Raw genomic sequence first — 15,114 nt, 5'->3', positions numbered from 1 at the left:
CCAGCGACGATCTGCGCGCCTTATACTAGATTCAGGCCTTGGTGCCCAGATAGGTCAGCCACAGATCGGCGATCTGCTTGCGCGCACCGCCCTGGACTGCCTCGAACGCCGACTTGGCGCCGGCATTGTCGCCACCCATGGTCTTGGCAATGCCCAGGCGGGTGTTGATCTCGTCGGCGTCGACGCCGCCCTTCTGCTTGGCCAGTTCGAACATCGCCGCCGCCTTGGCATAGTCGCCATAGCCCAGATAGGCGTCGCCGGTCGCAGCCGCGACCTTGCCATTGGCGGCCTTGCCGGCATCCGCTTCGGCGGCACCCAGCGACGACTTGTCGCCCGGAATGCGGCCCACGGCGGCCTGATAGATGTCGCCCGCCTGGCTGGCGTTCAGCACGCCCTTGGCGCGGCCGGCGTCGATCGTCGACTTGACCTCGCCATAGATACCCGTCTTCGACGCCATTTCGGCCAGTTCGGTGAAGTCGGCAGCGACCACCAGACCCTTGGCCGCCGACATCAGGCGCAGCACGTCCAGATTTTCGCGGTTGGTGATGTTCGGGTTCGCCTGCTGGAACAGGCGGATCAGCGTGCGCAGATTTTCACCGCTCGGATTGGCGGCATAGACCCACTTGGCCCAATCGGTGACTTCCGGCAGGCGCGCGGCAGCCGCACGGCTGACGCCGATCTGATACCATTGCGCCGGCACGGGCTGGCCCGACGCCTTGGTCGCGTCCGCCGCCGCCTTCAGCGCAGCGAGGCCCTGCTGGTTGAAGCCACGCGCCGGCTCGGCCGAGGCATTGCCGGTGCCGGCCTTGCCGAAATAGGCCTGGGCGATGGTCGGGTTGACCTGTTCCGCCTTGTAGCCGGCAGCCAGCGCCGCCTGGCCACGCGAAATCGCGACGTCGTAATTCTTCTGGGCGAGAGCCGCATCGGCCGCCACCATGTTGAACTGGCCGGTCTGCTCGGGCGGGGTCAGGCCGCTGTCGAGCATCTGGTTGAGGCCTTCCATCTTCAGCGCATCATCCTTGCTCTGGATGCCGGTGTTCAGCTTGATCGCGCCGATCTGATACTTGTCGTCGTTCGACGCCGCCTTGCCGTCAGCCTCGGTCAGCGCCGTCTTGGCACCGGCGAAATCCTGGGCATCGGACGCCTTCTGGGCCGCCTGGAGCGACTTGAGCACTTCTGGCGACACGTTCAGCTTGCGGCCGGCCGGCTTTTCTTCCTTCTTCGCGGCGGAGGCGGGAGCCGAAACGGCGCCGCCGGTCAGCGCCAGAGCCAGCGCGAGCGACAGCGGGGTAACAAAACGCATGATCCTCATCTCCTTTTCGCGCCTGACAGGGGGACCACAGGCGACATCCGGGTTGAACGCCGATTAGGGGTCGGCGCGTGAACGGGCTTTGAACAAGCCTATATCCGCGCATTTTGCAACTGTCATGCTGCCGCTTCGTTCCGCTTTTCTTCGCGCCCGCCAATCACCGCCTTGGCTGCACATGCGGGCGCGCGGGCGCGCGCGAGGGGTGACAGATTTGTTTCGCTCGGCTAGTGGTCGGACAACGCATCACACCCATCCAAAAAGAGAATCGCCTTGACCGACGAGACCGTCCTCGCCGACCCTTCGGACATCAGCCCCATCAGCATCGTTGATGAGATGAAGTCGAGCTATCTCGACTATGCCATGTCCGTGATCGTCTCCCGCGCCCTGCCGGACGTGCGCGACGGCCTGAAGCCGGTGCATCGCCGCATTCTCTTCTCGGCCCAGGAATCGGGCTTCGTCTACAACCGCCCCTATCGCAAGTCGGCCCGTCTGGTCGGTGAAGTCATGGGTAAATATCACCCCCATGGCGACAGCTCGATCTACGACGCATTGGCCCGCATGACCCAGGACTGGTCGATGCGCGTGCCGCTGATCGACGGTCAGGGGAACTTCGGTTCGATGGATCCCGATCCGCCAGCCGCCATGCGTTACACCGAAGCGCGCCTGGCCAAGGTCGCGACCGCGCTGCTGGAAGATCTCGACAAGGACACCGTCGATTTCACGCCCAACTATGACGCGTCGGAAAGCGAGCCGCAGGTGCTGCCCGCCCGCTTCCCGAACCTGCTGGTCAACGGCGCGGGCGGCATCGCCGTCGGCATGGCGACCAACATTCCGCCGCATAATCTGGGCGAAGTGCTGCGCGCCTGCCTTGCCTATATCGAGAACCCGGCAATCTCGACCGACGAGCTGATCCAGATCGTCCCCGGCCCCGATTTCCCGACCGCGCCGCTGATCCTGGGCCAGTCGGGCGCCCGCAACGCCTATCATACCGGTCGCGGCTCGATCCTGATGCGCGCCCGGCACGAGGTGGAGGAAGGCCGCGGCGATCGCCGCTCGATCGTCCTCACCTCCATCCCCTATCAGGTCGGCAAGAGCGGCCTGGTCGAAAAGATCGCCGAAGCCGCCAAGGACAAGCGGATCGAGGGCATCAGCGACATTCGTGACGAATCGAGCCGCGAAGGCGTGCGCATCGTCATGGACCTGAAGCGCGACGCCACCCCGGACGTCGTCCTCAACCAGCTGTGGCGCAACACCCCGGCCCAGTCGAGCTTTCCCGCCAACATGCTGGCGATCCGTGGCGGCCGCCCGGAACTGCTCGGCCTGCGCGACATCATCGAAGCCTTCGTCAAGTTCCGCGAAGAGGTCATCACCCGCCGCACCAAGTTCGAGCTGAACAAGGCGCGCGACCGCGCCCATATCTTGCTGGGCCTGGTCGTCGCGGTCACCAATCTCGACGAGGTGGTGAAGATCATCCGCGGTTCGGCCAGCCCGGCCGCTGCCCGCGAATCGCTGCTGGCGCGCGAATGGCCGATCGGCGAGATCGCGCCCTATCTCGCCCTGGTCGAGGCGATCGAGACCGAAGTCAGCGGAGAGAGCTACAAGCTCAGCGACGTGCAGGTCCGCGCCATCCTCGACCTGCGCCTGCATCGCCTGACCGCGCTCGGCCGTGACGAAATCGGCAAGGAACTGGCCGAACTGGCCGAAGCCATCGCCGAATATCTCGCCATCCTGGGTGACCGGGTGAAGCTCTACGCCGTGATGCGCGAAGAGTTTGAGGCGATCGAGAGCGAATTTGCCACGCCGCGCGTGTCGGTCATCGCCCCTGCCGCCGACGGCATCGATGACGAGGATCTGATCGAGCGCGAGGAGATGGTCGTCACCGTCACCGTGCAGGGCTATATCAAGCGTACCCCGCTGGAGAGCTTCCGCGCCCAGGGCCGTGGCGGCAAGGGCCGTTCGGGCATGGCGACCAAGGATGAGGATGCCGTCACTGAACTGTTCGTCACCTCGACGCACACGCCGGTGCTGTTCTTCTCGACCGCGGGCAAGGTCTATCGCCTCAAGGTCTGGCGCCTGCCCGAGGGCGGCCCCGCCACCCGCGGCCGGCCGATGATCAACCTGCTGCCGCTGGCACCGGGCGAAACCATCCAGACCGTGCTGCCTCTGCCCGAGGACGAGGAAAGCTGGAAGGAACTGCACGTCATGTTCGCCACCGCGAACGGCACCGTGCGCCGCAACAGCATGGACGCCTTCGCCAATGTGCCCAGCAACGGCAAGCTCGCGATGCGCTTCGATGAAGGCAGCGACGATCGCCTGATCGGCGTCGCCCTGCTGACCGAAGAGGATGACGTGCTGCTCGCCACCCGCCAGGGCCGCGCGATCCGATTCGCCGCCACCGACGTGCGCGAATTCCAGAGCCGCACCTCGACCGGCGTGCGCGGCATGACGCTCAAGGACGGCGACGAGGTCATCTCGCTCTCGATCCTCAAGGGCTTCGACGCGACGACCGAGGAACGCGACGACTATCTGCGCGCCGCCCCCTGGAAGGAAAATGAAGCGACCCCGGCGATCAACAACGCCGAACGCATGGCCGCCTTTGCCCAGGCGGAACAGTTCATCCTGACTGTCTGCGCCAATGGCTATGGCAAGATCAGTTCGGCCTATGATTATCGCCGCACCGGTCGCGGTGGCCAGGGCATCACCAATATCGACAATATCGCCCGCAACGGCCTGGTCGTCGGCAGCTTCCCGGTCGCGCATGAGGATCATCTGATGCTCGTGACCGATCAGGCCAAGCTGATCCGCATGGGCCTGTCGTCGATGCGCGTCATCGGCCGCAACTCGGCCGGCGTGCGCCTGTTCAACGTCGCCAAGGACGAGCATGTCGTGTCCACCGCCCGGATCGAGGACGGCGAAGATGACAATGCCGAGGCAGCGGTAGAAGGCTCCGTCGAGGGCGCGCCCGAAGCGGCCCCGGAAACTGGCAGCGAGGGTGGCGAAGCGTGAGCGAGCTGTTCGCCTACAAGATCCTGACCGCCGAGCAATATGACCAGTTCAAGGCCGACGGCGTGTTCAAGGGCGCGCCGATCGACCTGCAGGACGGCTATATCCACATGTCCACGCGCGATCAGGCGGCCGAAACGGCGGCCAAGCATTTCGCGGGACAGGATCGGCTGGTGATGCTGATGATCGACCTCGCCCCCTTTGGCGAGGCGATCAAATGGGAAGTGTCGCGCGGCGGCGCCCTCTTCCCCCATCTCTATGGCGACCTGCCGATCAGCGCCGTCGCCGGCAAGGTGATCCTGCGCCTCGACGACGCCGGCAACCACCTGTTCCCGGCCGGGTTCTGATCCATTCCCCTTCCTTCCCGAGCCAGCCTCGGGGAGGAATGGAGCTACCCCCGCCCCATCTCCACCACCCGGCCACGCACGACGCGATAGGTCCAGCCACCCCAGTGGATGCGATTGGATGTGGCAGCCTGTAGCTGCACCGCCAGATGCGCCCAGCAGACGGCAAAGGGCGTCACCATGTCCCACCAGAGCGATCGTCGCGCCCGCGCCGCCTGCGCCGGCTCCAGCACGGCCGCCAATATCCGCCGCCGCGCCGTCGCTCGGCCCCAGGCCGCGCCATAGCCGATCGCGATCGCCGGCCAGCCGCCCCAGCCCAGCGCCCAGAGCCAGAAACCCGATTGCAGCGCGACCGCGCCGGTCGCCACCGCCCACATGCGCGGGCTGTTGGTGAGGATATGGCGATATTGACGCACGCCAAAACTCCAGAGCGCACCAAGCCCCCCATCCAGCGGGCTTGCCACCAGCAGGTCGCGCACCGGCCGCATCCGCAGCTTCGCGCGCCAGCCAGCCAGCCCGATCGCCATGTCGTCGGACAGGCGCCCGGCCAGCGCCGCGTCGATATCGATCCGCTCGGCCGCTGCCCGCGTCATCGCCATCGCGCCGCCCCAGGGCATGGTGGAACTGGCCGCGCGCGGCAGCGTCGCCAGTTGCAGTTCGACCGCGCCGACCAGTGCCGGCATGCCCTGCCCGGCCGGCAGCAGCAGCCGATAGCCCGTCACGATATCCGCCTTGCCTCGCACCAGCGGAAACAGCAGCCGCCCGGCCAGCCGCGCCGGCGGCTCGATATCCGCATCGATGAAGAACAGGTAACGATCCGCGTCGCGCAGCGCCTTGAGCGCCGCCCGCAGCTTGTGGACCTTCTGCCCCTCGTCGCGCGCCACGCCGGCGCGCACGATCTGCACCCAATCCGGCTCGGCGGCAGCCAGCGCCTCCGCCGCTGCACAGGCGCCGGAGGTCGCGAGCAGCAGTCGGAACGACGCACTCTGCGCCTTCAACCGGGTGACAAGTTCGCTGCCACCTTCCCAGTCATCGCGCACCGACATGATCATGACCGCGCCGTCGGGCGCCTCCTCCTGCCGGTCCGCCGGCAGATGACGCCAATAATTGACCACGCCCATCAGGCTCAGCGCCTGGAGCAGCAGCCACAGCGCCAGCATCATCGTCACCACCAGCCCCCTTCGCGGCTCTTTACCGCCTCAACGGCTCCTGTATGACGGGCAGGACCATGCTCTCCAACCCCTTTCTCTTCACCCTGCTCCGTCTGCTTCCCGCCAGCCTCGCCTCCTGGCTGGGCGGCTGGCTGTCGGCGCATGTCGCCCGGCCCCGAATGAAGCTGCGCGACGCCCGCGCCCGCGCCAATCTGGCGCTGCTGCGGCCCGACCTGCCGCAGGCGGAACGCGAAGCGATCCTGACCCGGCGGTGGGTGAATGTCGGCCGCACGCTGGCGGAACTCGCCAATATCGACCGGCTGGTGAATGCCGACCATGTGACCGTCATCGACCAGCCAGCCTATCAGGCGGTGCTGGACGGTCCCGGCCCGATGATCGCCTTCACCTGCCATATCGGCAATTGGGATCTGCTCGCCGCCCATATCAAATGGTCGACCGACCGACCTGGCCTTGGCGTCTATGAAGATCCCGAAGATCCCCGGATCGCCGCCCAGCTCAAGAAGGCGCGATCCAGCTATATGGGCGAGGCGATCGGCGGCGATGGCGCGGCACGCGGCGTGCTCAAGCATCTGACCCAGAAGGACCGGGCCACCCTCTATATCCTGGCTGACGAACGACGCGACCGACAGGTCTGGTTCCCAACCTTCGGCCGCGCGCTCGAACCATCGGGCAATCTCTCGATCGCGCTGCGCCTCGCGCGCAAGGTCGGGGCGCAATTCCTGCCCTTCTATCTGGTCCGCACCAGCGGCCCGCATTTCGCGCTGCACTGGCATCCGCCGCTCGATCCCCGGACGATGAGCGATGCGGAGATCGTCGCTGTCCTGGATCGCTTCCTGGGTCGGGCCTGCATCGACCATGCCGACCAGTGGCTGGCGCTGCACGACATGGACCTGACCCAGCCTGTCTGAATGTGACTTCCCTTCCCTTACGGTCTAAAGGCCCGCCCATGTCCCGAATCGCGATCAAGATCTGCGGCCTGTCGACGCCGGAGACGGTGGGTGCCGCCGTGCAGGCGGGGGCGAGCCATGTCGGCTTCGTCCATTTCCCCAAAAGCCCGCGCCATGTCGAACCCGACCAGATGCGCGCGCTCGCTGCGGCCGTCCCGACCCATGTCGATCGCGTCGCCGTGGTCGTCGATGCCGATGACGAACAGCTTGCCCGCCTGACCGGCACCGGCGCACTCAGCGCCCTGCAACTCCATGGCAAGGAAAGCCCGGAGCGGGTCGCCGCCATCCGCCAGCGTTTCGGCCTGCCGGTGTGGAAGGCGATTTCGGTCAAGACCCGCGCCGATATCGACGCGGCCCAGGCCTATGCCGGCACGGTCGACCGGCTGCTGTTCGACGCGAAGACACCCGATGGCGCGGCGCTGCCCGGCGGCATGGGCCTGCGCTTCGACTGGACCTTGCTGCGCGGCGTCGCCATGCCCGCACCCTGGGGGCTTTCGGGTGGCCTTGGCATCGACAATGTGTGCGATGCGAGCCGCCTGACCGACACGCCGCTGATCGACGTTTCTTCGGGCGTCGAGGATGCACCGGGCATCAAGAGTGTGGACAAGATCATGGCCTTCTGCAAAGCGGTGTCGGCATGTTGACGCTGAACGCCCCTGCCATGCGCATCGAAGGACGATGGCGCTGATCGCTTCCTGACCACAAGCGAACGCCCATCATTTGTCCCCGGAAAGATATTCATGACCGACACCATCACCCTGCCCAACAGCCTCCCCAATAGCCTGAGGACTCAGCCGGACGATAATGGCCATTTCGGCGCCTTTGGCGGCCGCTATGTCGCCGAAACGCTGATGCCACTGATCCTGGAGCTGGAAAAGGTCTACAAGGCGGCCAAGGCCGATCCCGAATTTCACGCCGAATATGCCGAGCTGCTGCGCTCCTATGTCGGCCGCCCCAACCCGCTTTATTATGCCGAGCGGCTGACCGAAGCGCTGCGCGCCAAGGCCGAGCCGGGCAAGGGTGCCAAGATCTACCTCAAGCGCGAGGAACTCAATCACACCGGCGCGCACAAGATCAACAATTGCATCGGCCAGGCGCTGCTCGCCCGCCGCATGGGCAAGAAGAAGGTCATCGCCGAAACCGGCGCGGGCCAGCATGGCGTCGCCACCGCGACCGTCGCCGCCCTGTTCGGCATGGAATGCAAGATCTTCATGGGCGCCAAGGATGTCGAGCGGCAGAAGCCGAACGTCTTCCGCATGAAGCTGCTCGGCGCAGAGGTGATCCCGGTCCATTCCGGCTCCTCGACGCTCAAGGATTCGATGAACGACGCCCTGCGCTATTGGGTGTCGAACGTCCATGACACTTTCTACATCATCGGCACCGCCGCCGGCCCGCACCCCTATCCCGAGCTGGTGCGCGATTTCCAGTCCATCATCGGCAAGGAAATCCGCTCGCAGATCATGGAGGCTGAAGGTCGCCTGCCCGACATGCTGATCGCCCCGGTGGGTGGCGGTTCCAACGCCATCGGCATGTTCCATCCCTTCCTCGACGATCCCGAAGTCGCGATGATCGGCGTGGAAGCGGCCGGCGAAGGCCTTGACAAGAAGCATGCCGCGTCGCTGGCTGGCGGCGCATCGGGCATATTGCACGGCAACCGCACCTATCTGCTCCAGGACGAGGATGGCCAGATCACCGAAGCGCACAGCATTTCCGCTGGCCTGGACTATCCCGGCATCGGCCCGGAACATAGCTGGCTGCACGAGATCGGCCGGGTGAAATATCTGCCGATCAAGGATGATGAGGCGCTGGAAAGCTTCCAGACCCTCTCCCGCCTCGAAGGCATCATCCCCGCGCTCGAATCCGCCCATGCCGTGGCCGCCGCCGAACAGGTCGCGCCGACGCTGGACGCGGACAAGGTCATCGTCGTCAATCTGTCAGGCCGGGGGGACAAGGATATCTTCACCGTCGCCGACGCGCTGGGAGTGGAGATGTGAGCATGACCGACCGTCTCGCCACCCGCTTCGCCGCCTGCAAGGCACAGGGCCGCGCGGCCCTCATCACCTTCGTGACCGCCGGTGACCCGGACGTTGCCGCGACCCCTGCCATCCTCGATGCGCTGGTCGCGGGCGGCGCCGACATCATCGAACTGGGCATGCCCTTCACCGATCCGATGGCTGATGGCCCGGCGATCGAACTGGCGAACCTGCGCAGCCTCGGCTCGGGAACCAACACCAGGGACGTGTTCGCGCTGGCCGCCGATTTCCGCGCGCGGCACCCGGAAACGCCGCTGATCCTGATGGGCTATGCCAATCCGATGCTGGCGCGCGGGTCCGACTGGTTCGCCGACCAGTGCCAGGCCGCCGGTGTCGATGGCGTGATCTGCGTCGATATCCCGCCAGAGGAAGATGCCGAACTCGGCCCCGCCCTGCGCGCCGTCGGCGTCCACCTCGTCCGCCTGGCCACCCCGACCACGGACGCCGCCCGCCTGCCCGCCGTGCTGAACGGCGCCAGCGGCTTCCTTTATCATGTCGCCGTCGCCGGCATCACCGGCAAGCAACAGGCGGCACAGGCCAATATCGAAATGGCGGTCGATCGGCTGAAGGCCGCCACCGACCTGCCGATCGCGGTCGGTTTCGGCGTCCGCACGCCCGAACAGGCGGCCGCCATCGGCCGCGTCGCCGATGGCGTGGTGGTCGGCTCGGCGATCGTCGACATCGTCGGCTCGCACGGCGATGCCGCCGGCCCCTTCGTCCAGGAATTCGTCGCGTCGCTCAGCGGCGCCCTCACCACTTCTATCCGGGAGACCGCAGCATGAGCTGGATCAACCGCGTTCGTAACGCCCTGCCCTTCACCAAGAAGGAAACCACCGCCGAAACGCTCTGGCATCAGTGCCCGTCGTGCAAGGAAATGGTCTTCATCAAGGAATGGGAGGAAAATCTCTCGGTCTGCCCGCGCTGCGACCATCATGGCCGCATCGGTCCGTCGGAACGGTTCGAGCAGATCCTCGACGCCGGCTTCATCCTGCTGCCGACCCCCGGCGTGCCGGAAGATCCGCTCAAGTTCCGCGATAGCAAGCGCTATCCGGACCGGATCAAGGCCGCCCGCGCCTCCACCGGCGACCAGGATGCGCTCATCAACGCGCGTGGCGCGATCGACGATGTGCCGCTGGTCATGGGCGTGCAGAATTTCGCCTTCATGGGCGGCTCCATGGGCATGGGCGTGGGCGCCGCCTTCATCCAGGGCATCAACGACGCGATCGCGCATAAATGCCCCTATGTGATCTTCACCGCTGCCGGCGGCGCGCGCATGCAGGAAGGCATCCTCTCGCTGATGCAGATGCCGCGCTCCACCGTGGCGATCCAGAAGCTGCACGCGGCGGGCCTGCCCTATATCGTCGTGCTGACCGATCCGACCACCGGCGGCGTCACCGCCAGCTACGCGATGCTGGGCGATATCCAGATTTCGGAGCCCAATGCCCTGATCGGCTTCGCCGGCCAGCGCGTCATCGAAAGCACGATCCGCGAAAAGCTGCCCGAAGGCTTCCAGCGCGCCGAATATCTGCTCGACCATGGCATGCTCGACATGGTGGTCCATCGCAGCGAACTGCGCGACACGCTGGCCCGCGTGATCGGCTATCTGACGCCGCGCGCCGCCGCCTGAGCCTCAAAAGCGCGATAGGGGGATCAGCGCGCCATGGCCGACCATGCCGTTTCGGACGACCCGCAGGTCCAGGCCCAACTTGACCGGCTCTGGTCGCTGTCCCCCGGCGCCGATATATTGGGACTGGAGCGGATCACCCGGCTGCTGGAGCGGCTGGACGATCCGCACCATCGCCTGCCGCCGGTCTTCCATGTCGCCGGCACCAATGGCAAGGGGTCGACCTGCGCCTTCCTGCGCGCCGCGCTGGAGGCAGACGGCAAGACCGTCCATGTCTTCACCTCGCCCCATCTGGTCCGCTTCAACGAACGCATCCGCATCGCCGGCAAGCTGATCGACGATGCCATGCTCGCCGCCTATCTCGCCCGCGTGCTCGACGTGGCCGAAGGGATCGGTGCCAGCTTCTTCGAGGTGACGACCGCCGCTGCCTTCCTCGCCTTTGCCGAACATGATGCCGAAGCCTGCATCATAGAGGTCGGCCTTGGCGGGCGGCTCGACGCCACCAACGTCATCGTCGATCCGGTCGTCTGCGGCATCGCTCAGCTCGGCATCGATCATCAGGCCTTCCTGGGCGACACGCTGCCCGTCATCGCCGCGGAAAAGGCCGGCATCGCCAAGCCCGGCGCGGCGCTAGTGACGCAGCGTTATGATGCCACCCTCGCCCCGGTGATGCAGGATGCTGCGGATCGCGCCGGCACCCTATGGCTCGCCATGGGCACCGCCTGGGACGCCGCCGTCTATCGCGACCGGGTCCATTATCGCGACGAACAGGGCCATGTCGACGTGCCGATGCCGCGCCTGCCCGGCGCGCATCAGGTCCAGAATGTCGCCCTCGCCATCGCCATGCTGCGCCATCAGCAGGCCGTGCCGGTCAGCGAGGCGGCGCTGAAGGCCGCGCCGCTCTGGGCGCACTGGCCCGCCCGGCTGCAACGGCTGGAGCGCGGCCCGCTGCTCGCGGCCCTGCCCGATGCGGCGGAAGCCTGGCTCGACGGCGGCCATAATGAAGCCGCCGGCCAGGCGATCAGCGCCTTCTTCACCGCCGACCGGTTGCACAGCCGCCAGATCCAGCTCGTCATCGGCATGCTCGCCAACAAGGATATGGATGCCTATCTCGCGCCGTTCGGCGGCCGGATCGCCCATATCCATGCGCTGCCGGTGCCGGGGCATGATCATCATCCGCCCGAACGCTTCGCCGCCATCGCCGCCCGCTGGGGCATAGGCTGCACCGCCCATGACGGTCCGGAAGCGGCGATCGCCGCCATCGCGCAGGATGCCGCCCAGGCCCAGGATGCGGCGCCGATCATCCTGATCGCCGGCTCGCTCTATATGGCCGGAGAGATTTTGCGGTTGAACGGACAATTGCCCGACTGATTTAGACTTGCGAATGCCTCGCAATAGCGTAGCTTGTGTGTCCCCGAGTCACACAAAGGCGCACCCGCATGGCATATGGAGAAAGCTACCCCGTCGAACTGCCCCGGCCCATTCCGGGCGGCTATGGCAATCGGCTGTTCCTGTTCGTCATGCGCCGCATGGCGACGGCCGGGGTCAATGATGCCCATGCCGCCAATGCGATGCTGGGCGCCTTCGGCAAAAGCTATCGCCGGCCCCTGGTACTGATGCGCGCGATGATGCTGGAACTGGCGCGCGCCGCCAGCCGCAAGATATTGGTCGCGCCCTGTTGCTGCGCGCGGATGACCGCGGACGAGGCGGCGATCATGCAGGCGGTGGGCGATGCGCTGCGCGATCCGCATACCGCCTTCGACAATGTCTCGGGGCTGCTGGGCAATGACGATGCGCTGGGCGCGCTCACCTGTCTGCAGGCGGTGGCGCAGGCGCATAGCGACCTTGGCCGGCCGCTGGACCTCTACGCCGCCTCTTAAGCCGCCGCCTTCCGCAACTCCGCCAGCCGCTCGCCGGCCCAGCGATACATGTCGGCCTGGGCGGCGCGCTGGGTGCGGTCGAGCCGCCTGGCCCGCTGCTCGACCTCCTCCAATATCTGCCGCGCGCGCAGCCGGTCACCCTGCTCCAGCAGGAAGGCGGCATAATGGCAGCGCGCCTCCTCACTGGCATAGCGGCTCATCACATCCTCGAACAGCAGGCGCGCCTGAGCATCCTCGCCGATATCGGCCAGCATCCGCGCCCGCAGCAGCGCGCGCCGATCCCATTCGCTGCCCCGGCCGACGTCGGGCACATCGTCCAGCTCCGCCAGCCCCTCGCGGCTGCGCCCCAGTTCGAACAGGGTCTGCGCCAGCTTGACCTGCGTCATCGCATCCTGCCCCGGCCCCAGCGCCAGCCCCTTGCGATAGGCCGCCTCCGCCTCGGCAAAGCGGCCAAGGTCCAGCAGCGCATCGGCCAACGCGATCCGGTTGGCCGCGGTCTCGGCCAAGTCCAGATCAGCGCGCGCCTTGCGCAGGCCGCGTTCGGGATCGACCTTGCCGACTACCTGGCTGCGCGCGGTACGCAGATGGCGATTGCCCCAATAGGCCGGCAGCACCTCCAGCATCAGATAGGCAAAGCAGCCCGCCAGCGAGAAGAGGAAGATGAACAGCATCCAGATCTGGTTGCGGCCGCTGCGCACGACATCGACCGCACAGATGATCTGGATACAGATGGACGCGACGAGGAAGATCATGCGGCGCTTCCGCTCGCCTTGTCGCCATCAGCAGTCGCTGCCGTGCCGATACTCGCATCGATCAGCCCGGCCCGCATCATCAGCCAGAACAGCAGGATGCCCGGCACTGCCAGCGCCGTCGTCAGCAGGTAGAAATCGACATAGCCGAACCGCTCGATCAACACGCCGGCAGTCGTCCCGGTCAGGAAACGGCCGACGATGCTCGCCGCCGCCGAGATCAGCGCATATTGGGCCGCCGTGAAGCGCAGGTCGCACAGCGCAGAGAAATAGGCGACGACGGTGACCCCGCCGATGCCGCTCGCGAAATTCTCGAAACCGATCGCCCCGGCCATGCCCCAGTTGCTCTTGCCCAGCGCCGCCAGCGCCGCAAAGCTGAAATTGGACACGCACATCAGCACCAGGCTGATCAGCACAGACCGCTTCATGCCCAGCCGTGCATAGAGGATGCCGCCGACGAAGATGCCGATCAGATAGGCCCAGAAGCCGATGCCGACGTCATAGATGGCAATCTCGTCATTGCTGTATCCCATATCGTCGAACAGCAGGCGGAAGGTCAGATTGGCGAGCGTGTCGCCGATCTTGTGCAGCAGAATGAAGCACAGGACCAGTACCGCGCCCCGGCGGCGGAAAAACTCCACCAGCGGACCGGCGATCGACTGCCACACTTCGCTCATGCCGCGTCGCGCCGCCGCCTCGCGGTGCCGTTCGGGCTCGCCCAGCACCAGCCCGGTCAGCATCGCCGGCAGGGCGAAGACCGCGCAGGCCAGATAGGCGCCATGCCAGCCGATCCGCGCCGCCAGCACCAGCGCCAGCGCGCCGGCCGCCACCGACCCGATCCGCCAGCCATATTGCGACATGCCAGAACCAACGCCCAGTTGTTCGGGCTTCAGCGTCTCGATCCGATAGGCATCGATCACGATGTCGAAGGTCGCACCGGCAGCCCCGACCAGGATCGCGGCATAGGCCGTCTGCAACAGGCCGGTGGTCGGATCGACCAGCGCCAGATTGGCGACCGCGGCCATCACCAGCAGCCCCGTCAGCAACAGCCAGGATACACGCTGCCCCAGCCGGCCGATGATCGGCAGGCGCACGCCATCGACCATCCAGGCCCATAGCCATTTGAGGTTGTAGACGAGGAAGGCGAGCGTGAAGGCGGTCACCGCCTTCTTGTCGATGCCGTCCTGCGCCAGCCGCGTCGTCAGTGTGGCACCGATCATCGCATAGGGAAAGCCTGACGAAACGCCCAGGAAGAAGGCCGCCAGTGGCTCCTTCTGCACATAGGGCTTTACCGCGTCGCTCCAGCTGCGCGTGCCGCCGGCCAATTCCGTCATGATCTGTGATGCCCCCGATGATGCGATCCGGGCGCCACCATATGGGCAAATGCGGCAGAGGCAAGCGGCACGGCCGCCTGCCTGCCCCGGATCAGCCCGGCGTCAGGCGATCTCGGCGAACAGCTTCATGCCGCGCGGCTTGCGTGGTGGCGCGCGACCGGCCAGCACCGCATCGACCACCGCGATCGCCGCCAGCAGGTCGCGCGGGGCGAAGGGCTTGGCGAGACAGCCGACCGCCAGCGATCGCGCATCGGCGGGACAGGCACCGGTGACGAACAGCACCGGCAATTGGCGCGCATGGGCATGACGCGCGACCTCTATGCCGCAGCGGCCACCGCGCAGATTAATGTCGGTGACGACCAGATCGACCGATCCGGCATCGATCACGCGGGCAGCATGGGTGTGGCTGTCGACGGTGGCGGCGATGCGATAGCCTGCCTGCGACAGGATATGCTCATGGTCGAAGGCGACGAGCGGTTCATCCTCCACCACCAGCACGCTGCGAATGACGTTGCGCGGCGCACCTGCCCCGTCTCTCGCCCCGACCCTGGCCGCGTCGTCCCCTCTGATTCGCCCGAAAAACATTTGCTGTCCTGCCCCGTTTCCGCCATGCAACCGACCAACGCCGCGTCCCGGCGCCGGGTTGCGCCCGGCCGGGGCTTTGCCGTTCACATGGACGGCGCTATGGCACCGTTCATCATATTGCACATGCCGCCCTG

The 15,114-nt window shown here is 66.4% G+C and carries 14 protein-coding genes; 9 read left to right on the top strand and 5 right to left on the bottom strand.

The genetic code is table 11. The features are described from left to right. Positions 1-31: 31 nt before the first annotated feature. Positions 32-1,303: a hypothetical protein gene (locus HH800_RS05005; protein ID WP_169860364.1), complete on the bottom strand. Its 1,272-nt coding sequence runs from the start codon at positions 1,301-1,303 to the stop codon at positions 32-34. A 276-nt stretch (positions 1,304-1,579) separates the two neighbouring features. Here HH800_RS05005 and gyrA point away from each other — a divergent pair, with 276 nt between their 5' ends. Beyond that, positions 1,580-4,315 (top strand): DNA gyrase subunit A, encoded by a 2,736-nt coding sequence (gene gyrA / locus HH800_RS05000; RefSeq protein WP_169860363.1) that lies wholly within the window; start codon positions 1,580-1,582, stop codon positions 4,313-4,315. Beyond that, on the top strand, positions 4,312-4,659 hold the full coding sequence (locus HH800_RS04995; protein WP_010336100.1) for a DUF952 domain-containing protein: 348 nt from the start codon (positions 4,312-4,314) through the stop codon (positions 4,657-4,659). The genes gyrA and HH800_RS04995 overlap by 4 nt, the downstream gene beginning before the upstream one ends. Before the next feature lie 44 nt (positions 4,660-4,703). Here the strand turns inward: HH800_RS04995 and HH800_RS04990 are convergent, their stop codons facing one another. Further along, the gene (locus HH800_RS04990) at positions 4,704-5,819 is read right to left on the bottom strand and encodes a glycosyltransferase (protein WP_169863244.1); all 1,116 of its coding nucleotides are present in this window, start codon (positions 5,817-5,819) and stop codon (positions 4,704-4,706) included. Between the two features lie 65 nt (positions 5,820-5,884). Between HH800_RS04990 and HH800_RS04985 the strand changes: the two genes are divergently transcribed. The 7 genes from HH800_RS04985 to HH800_RS04955 all read left to right on the top strand — a co-directional run bounded on the left by HH800_RS04985 (position 5,885) and on the right by HH800_RS04955 (position 12,312). Next, a complete protein-coding gene (locus tag HH800_RS04985) occupies positions 5,885-6,736 on the top strand; it encodes a lysophospholipid acyltransferase family protein (RefSeq protein ID WP_169863243.1) in 852 nt (283 codons plus the stop codon). Positions 6,737-6,774: 38 nt separating this feature from the next. After that, positions 6,775-7,419 carry a phosphoribosylanthranilate isomerase gene (locus HH800_RS04980; protein WP_169860362.1) on the top strand — a complete coding sequence of 215 codons (645 nt, stop codon included), beginning with the start codon at positions 6,775-6,777 and terminating at the stop codon, positions 7,417-7,419. A 96-nt stretch (positions 7,420-7,515) separates the two neighbouring features. Next, positions 7,516-8,769 (top strand): tryptophan synthase subunit beta, encoded by a 1,254-nt coding sequence (gene trpB / locus HH800_RS04975; RefSeq protein ID WP_169860361.1) that lies wholly within the window; start codon positions 7,516-7,518, stop codon positions 8,767-8,769. 2 nt (positions 8,770-8,771) lie between these two features. Then, a complete protein-coding gene (trpA, locus tag HH800_RS04970) occupies positions 8,772-9,590 on the top strand; it encodes a tryptophan synthase subunit alpha (protein ID WP_169860360.1) in 819 nt (272 codons plus the stop codon). Continuing rightward, entirely contained in the window at positions 9,587-10,435 is an 849-nt protein-coding gene (gene accD / locus HH800_RS04965) for an acetyl-CoA carboxylase, carboxyltransferase subunit beta (RefSeq protein WP_004207658.1), read from the top strand. The genes trpA and accD overlap by 4 nt, the downstream gene beginning before the upstream one ends. A 33-nt stretch (positions 10,436-10,468) precedes the next feature. Continuing rightward, on the top strand, positions 10,469-11,803 hold the full coding sequence (locus HH800_RS04960; protein WP_169860359.1) for a bifunctional folylpolyglutamate synthase/dihydrofolate synthase: 1,335 nt from the start codon (positions 10,469-10,471) through the stop codon (positions 11,801-11,803). 68 nt (positions 11,804-11,871) lie between these two features. After that, on the top strand, positions 11,872-12,312 hold the full coding sequence (locus HH800_RS04955; RefSeq protein WP_069338132.1) for a DUF6628 family protein: 441 nt from the start codon (positions 11,872-11,874) through the stop codon (positions 12,310-12,312). Here the strand turns inward: HH800_RS04955 and HH800_RS04950 are convergent. The 3 genes from HH800_RS04950 to HH800_RS04940 form a co-directional block, all read right to left on the bottom strand. Then, complete coding sequence (locus HH800_RS04950) at positions 12,309-13,064, bottom strand: tetratricopeptide repeat protein (RefSeq protein WP_169860358.1); 756 nt, start codon at positions 13,062-13,064, stop codon at positions 12,309-12,311. The two genes, HH800_RS04955 and HH800_RS04950, sit on opposite strands and share 4 nt — an antisense overlap. Then, positions 13,061-14,395 carry an AmpG family muropeptide MFS transporter gene (locus HH800_RS04945; RefSeq protein WP_169860357.1) on the bottom strand — a complete coding sequence of 445 codons (1,335 nt, stop codon included), beginning with the start codon at positions 14,393-14,395 and terminating at the stop codon, positions 13,061-13,063. Before HH800_RS04945 ends, HH800_RS04950 begins: the two co-directional genes overlap by 4 nt. Positions 14,396-14,497: 102 nt before the next feature. Next, complete coding sequence (locus HH800_RS04940) at positions 14,498-14,980, bottom strand: response regulator (protein ID WP_169860356.1); 483 nt, start codon at positions 14,978-14,980, stop codon at positions 14,498-14,500. Positions 14,981-15,114 lie beyond the last annotated feature (134 nt).

Source organism: Sphingobium yanoikuyae (assembly GCF_013001025.1).
Classification (GTDB): domain Bacteria; phylum Pseudomonadota; class Alphaproteobacteria; order Sphingomonadales; family Sphingomonadaceae; genus Sphingobium; species Sphingobium yanoikuyae_A.
The sequence above is the reverse complement of the archived record's forward strand: the minus strand, read 5'-3'. Positions and strand labels throughout refer to the sequence as shown.

Excerpts from the sequence above, each read along its gene's own strand:
- HH800_RS05005 (WP_169860364.1), bottom strand. The coding sequence starts at position 1,303 with ATGCGTTTTGTTACCCCGCTGTCGCTCGCGCTGGCTCTGGCGCTGACC.
- HH800_RS04990 (WP_169863244.1), bottom strand. The coding sequence starts at position 5,819 with ATGATGCTGGCGCTGTGGCTGCTGCTCCAGGCGCTGAGCCTGATGGGC.
- HH800_RS04985 (WP_169863243.1), top strand. The coding sequence starts at position 5,885 with ATGCTCTCCAACCCCTTTCTCTTCACCCTGCTCCGTCTGCTTCCCGCC.
- HH800_RS04980 (WP_169860362.1), top strand. The coding sequence starts at position 6,775 with ATGTCCCGAATCGCGATCAAGATCTGCGGCCTGTCGACGCCGGAGACG.
- trpB (WP_169860361.1), top strand. The coding sequence starts at position 7,516 with ATGACCGACACCATCACCCTGCCCAACAGCCTCCCCAATAGCCTGAGG.
- trpA (WP_169860360.1), top strand. The coding sequence starts at position 8,772 with ATGACCGACCGTCTCGCCACCCGCTTCGCCGCCTGCAAGGCACAGGGC.
- accD (WP_004207658.1), top strand. The coding sequence starts at position 9,587 with ATGAGCTGGATCAACCGCGTTCGTAACGCCCTGCCCTTCACCAAGAAG.
- HH800_RS04960 (WP_169860359.1), top strand. The coding sequence starts at position 10,469 with ATGGCCGACCATGCCGTTTCGGACGACCCGCAGGTCCAGGCCCAACTT.
- HH800_RS04955 (WP_069338132.1), top strand. The coding sequence starts at position 11,872 with ATGGCATATGGAGAAAGCTACCCCGTCGAACTGCCCCGGCCCATTCCG.
- HH800_RS04950 (WP_169860358.1), bottom strand. The coding sequence starts at position 13,064 with ATGATCTTCCTCGTCGCGTCCATCTGTATCCAGATCATCTGTGCGGTC.
- HH800_RS04945 (WP_169860357.1), bottom strand. The coding sequence starts at position 14,395 with ATGACGGAATTGGCCGGCGGCACGCGCAGCTGGAGCGACGCGGTAAAG.
- HH800_RS04940 (WP_169860356.1), bottom strand. The coding sequence starts at position 14,980 with ATGTTTTTCGGGCGAATCAGAGGGGACGACGCGGCCAGGGTCGGGGCG.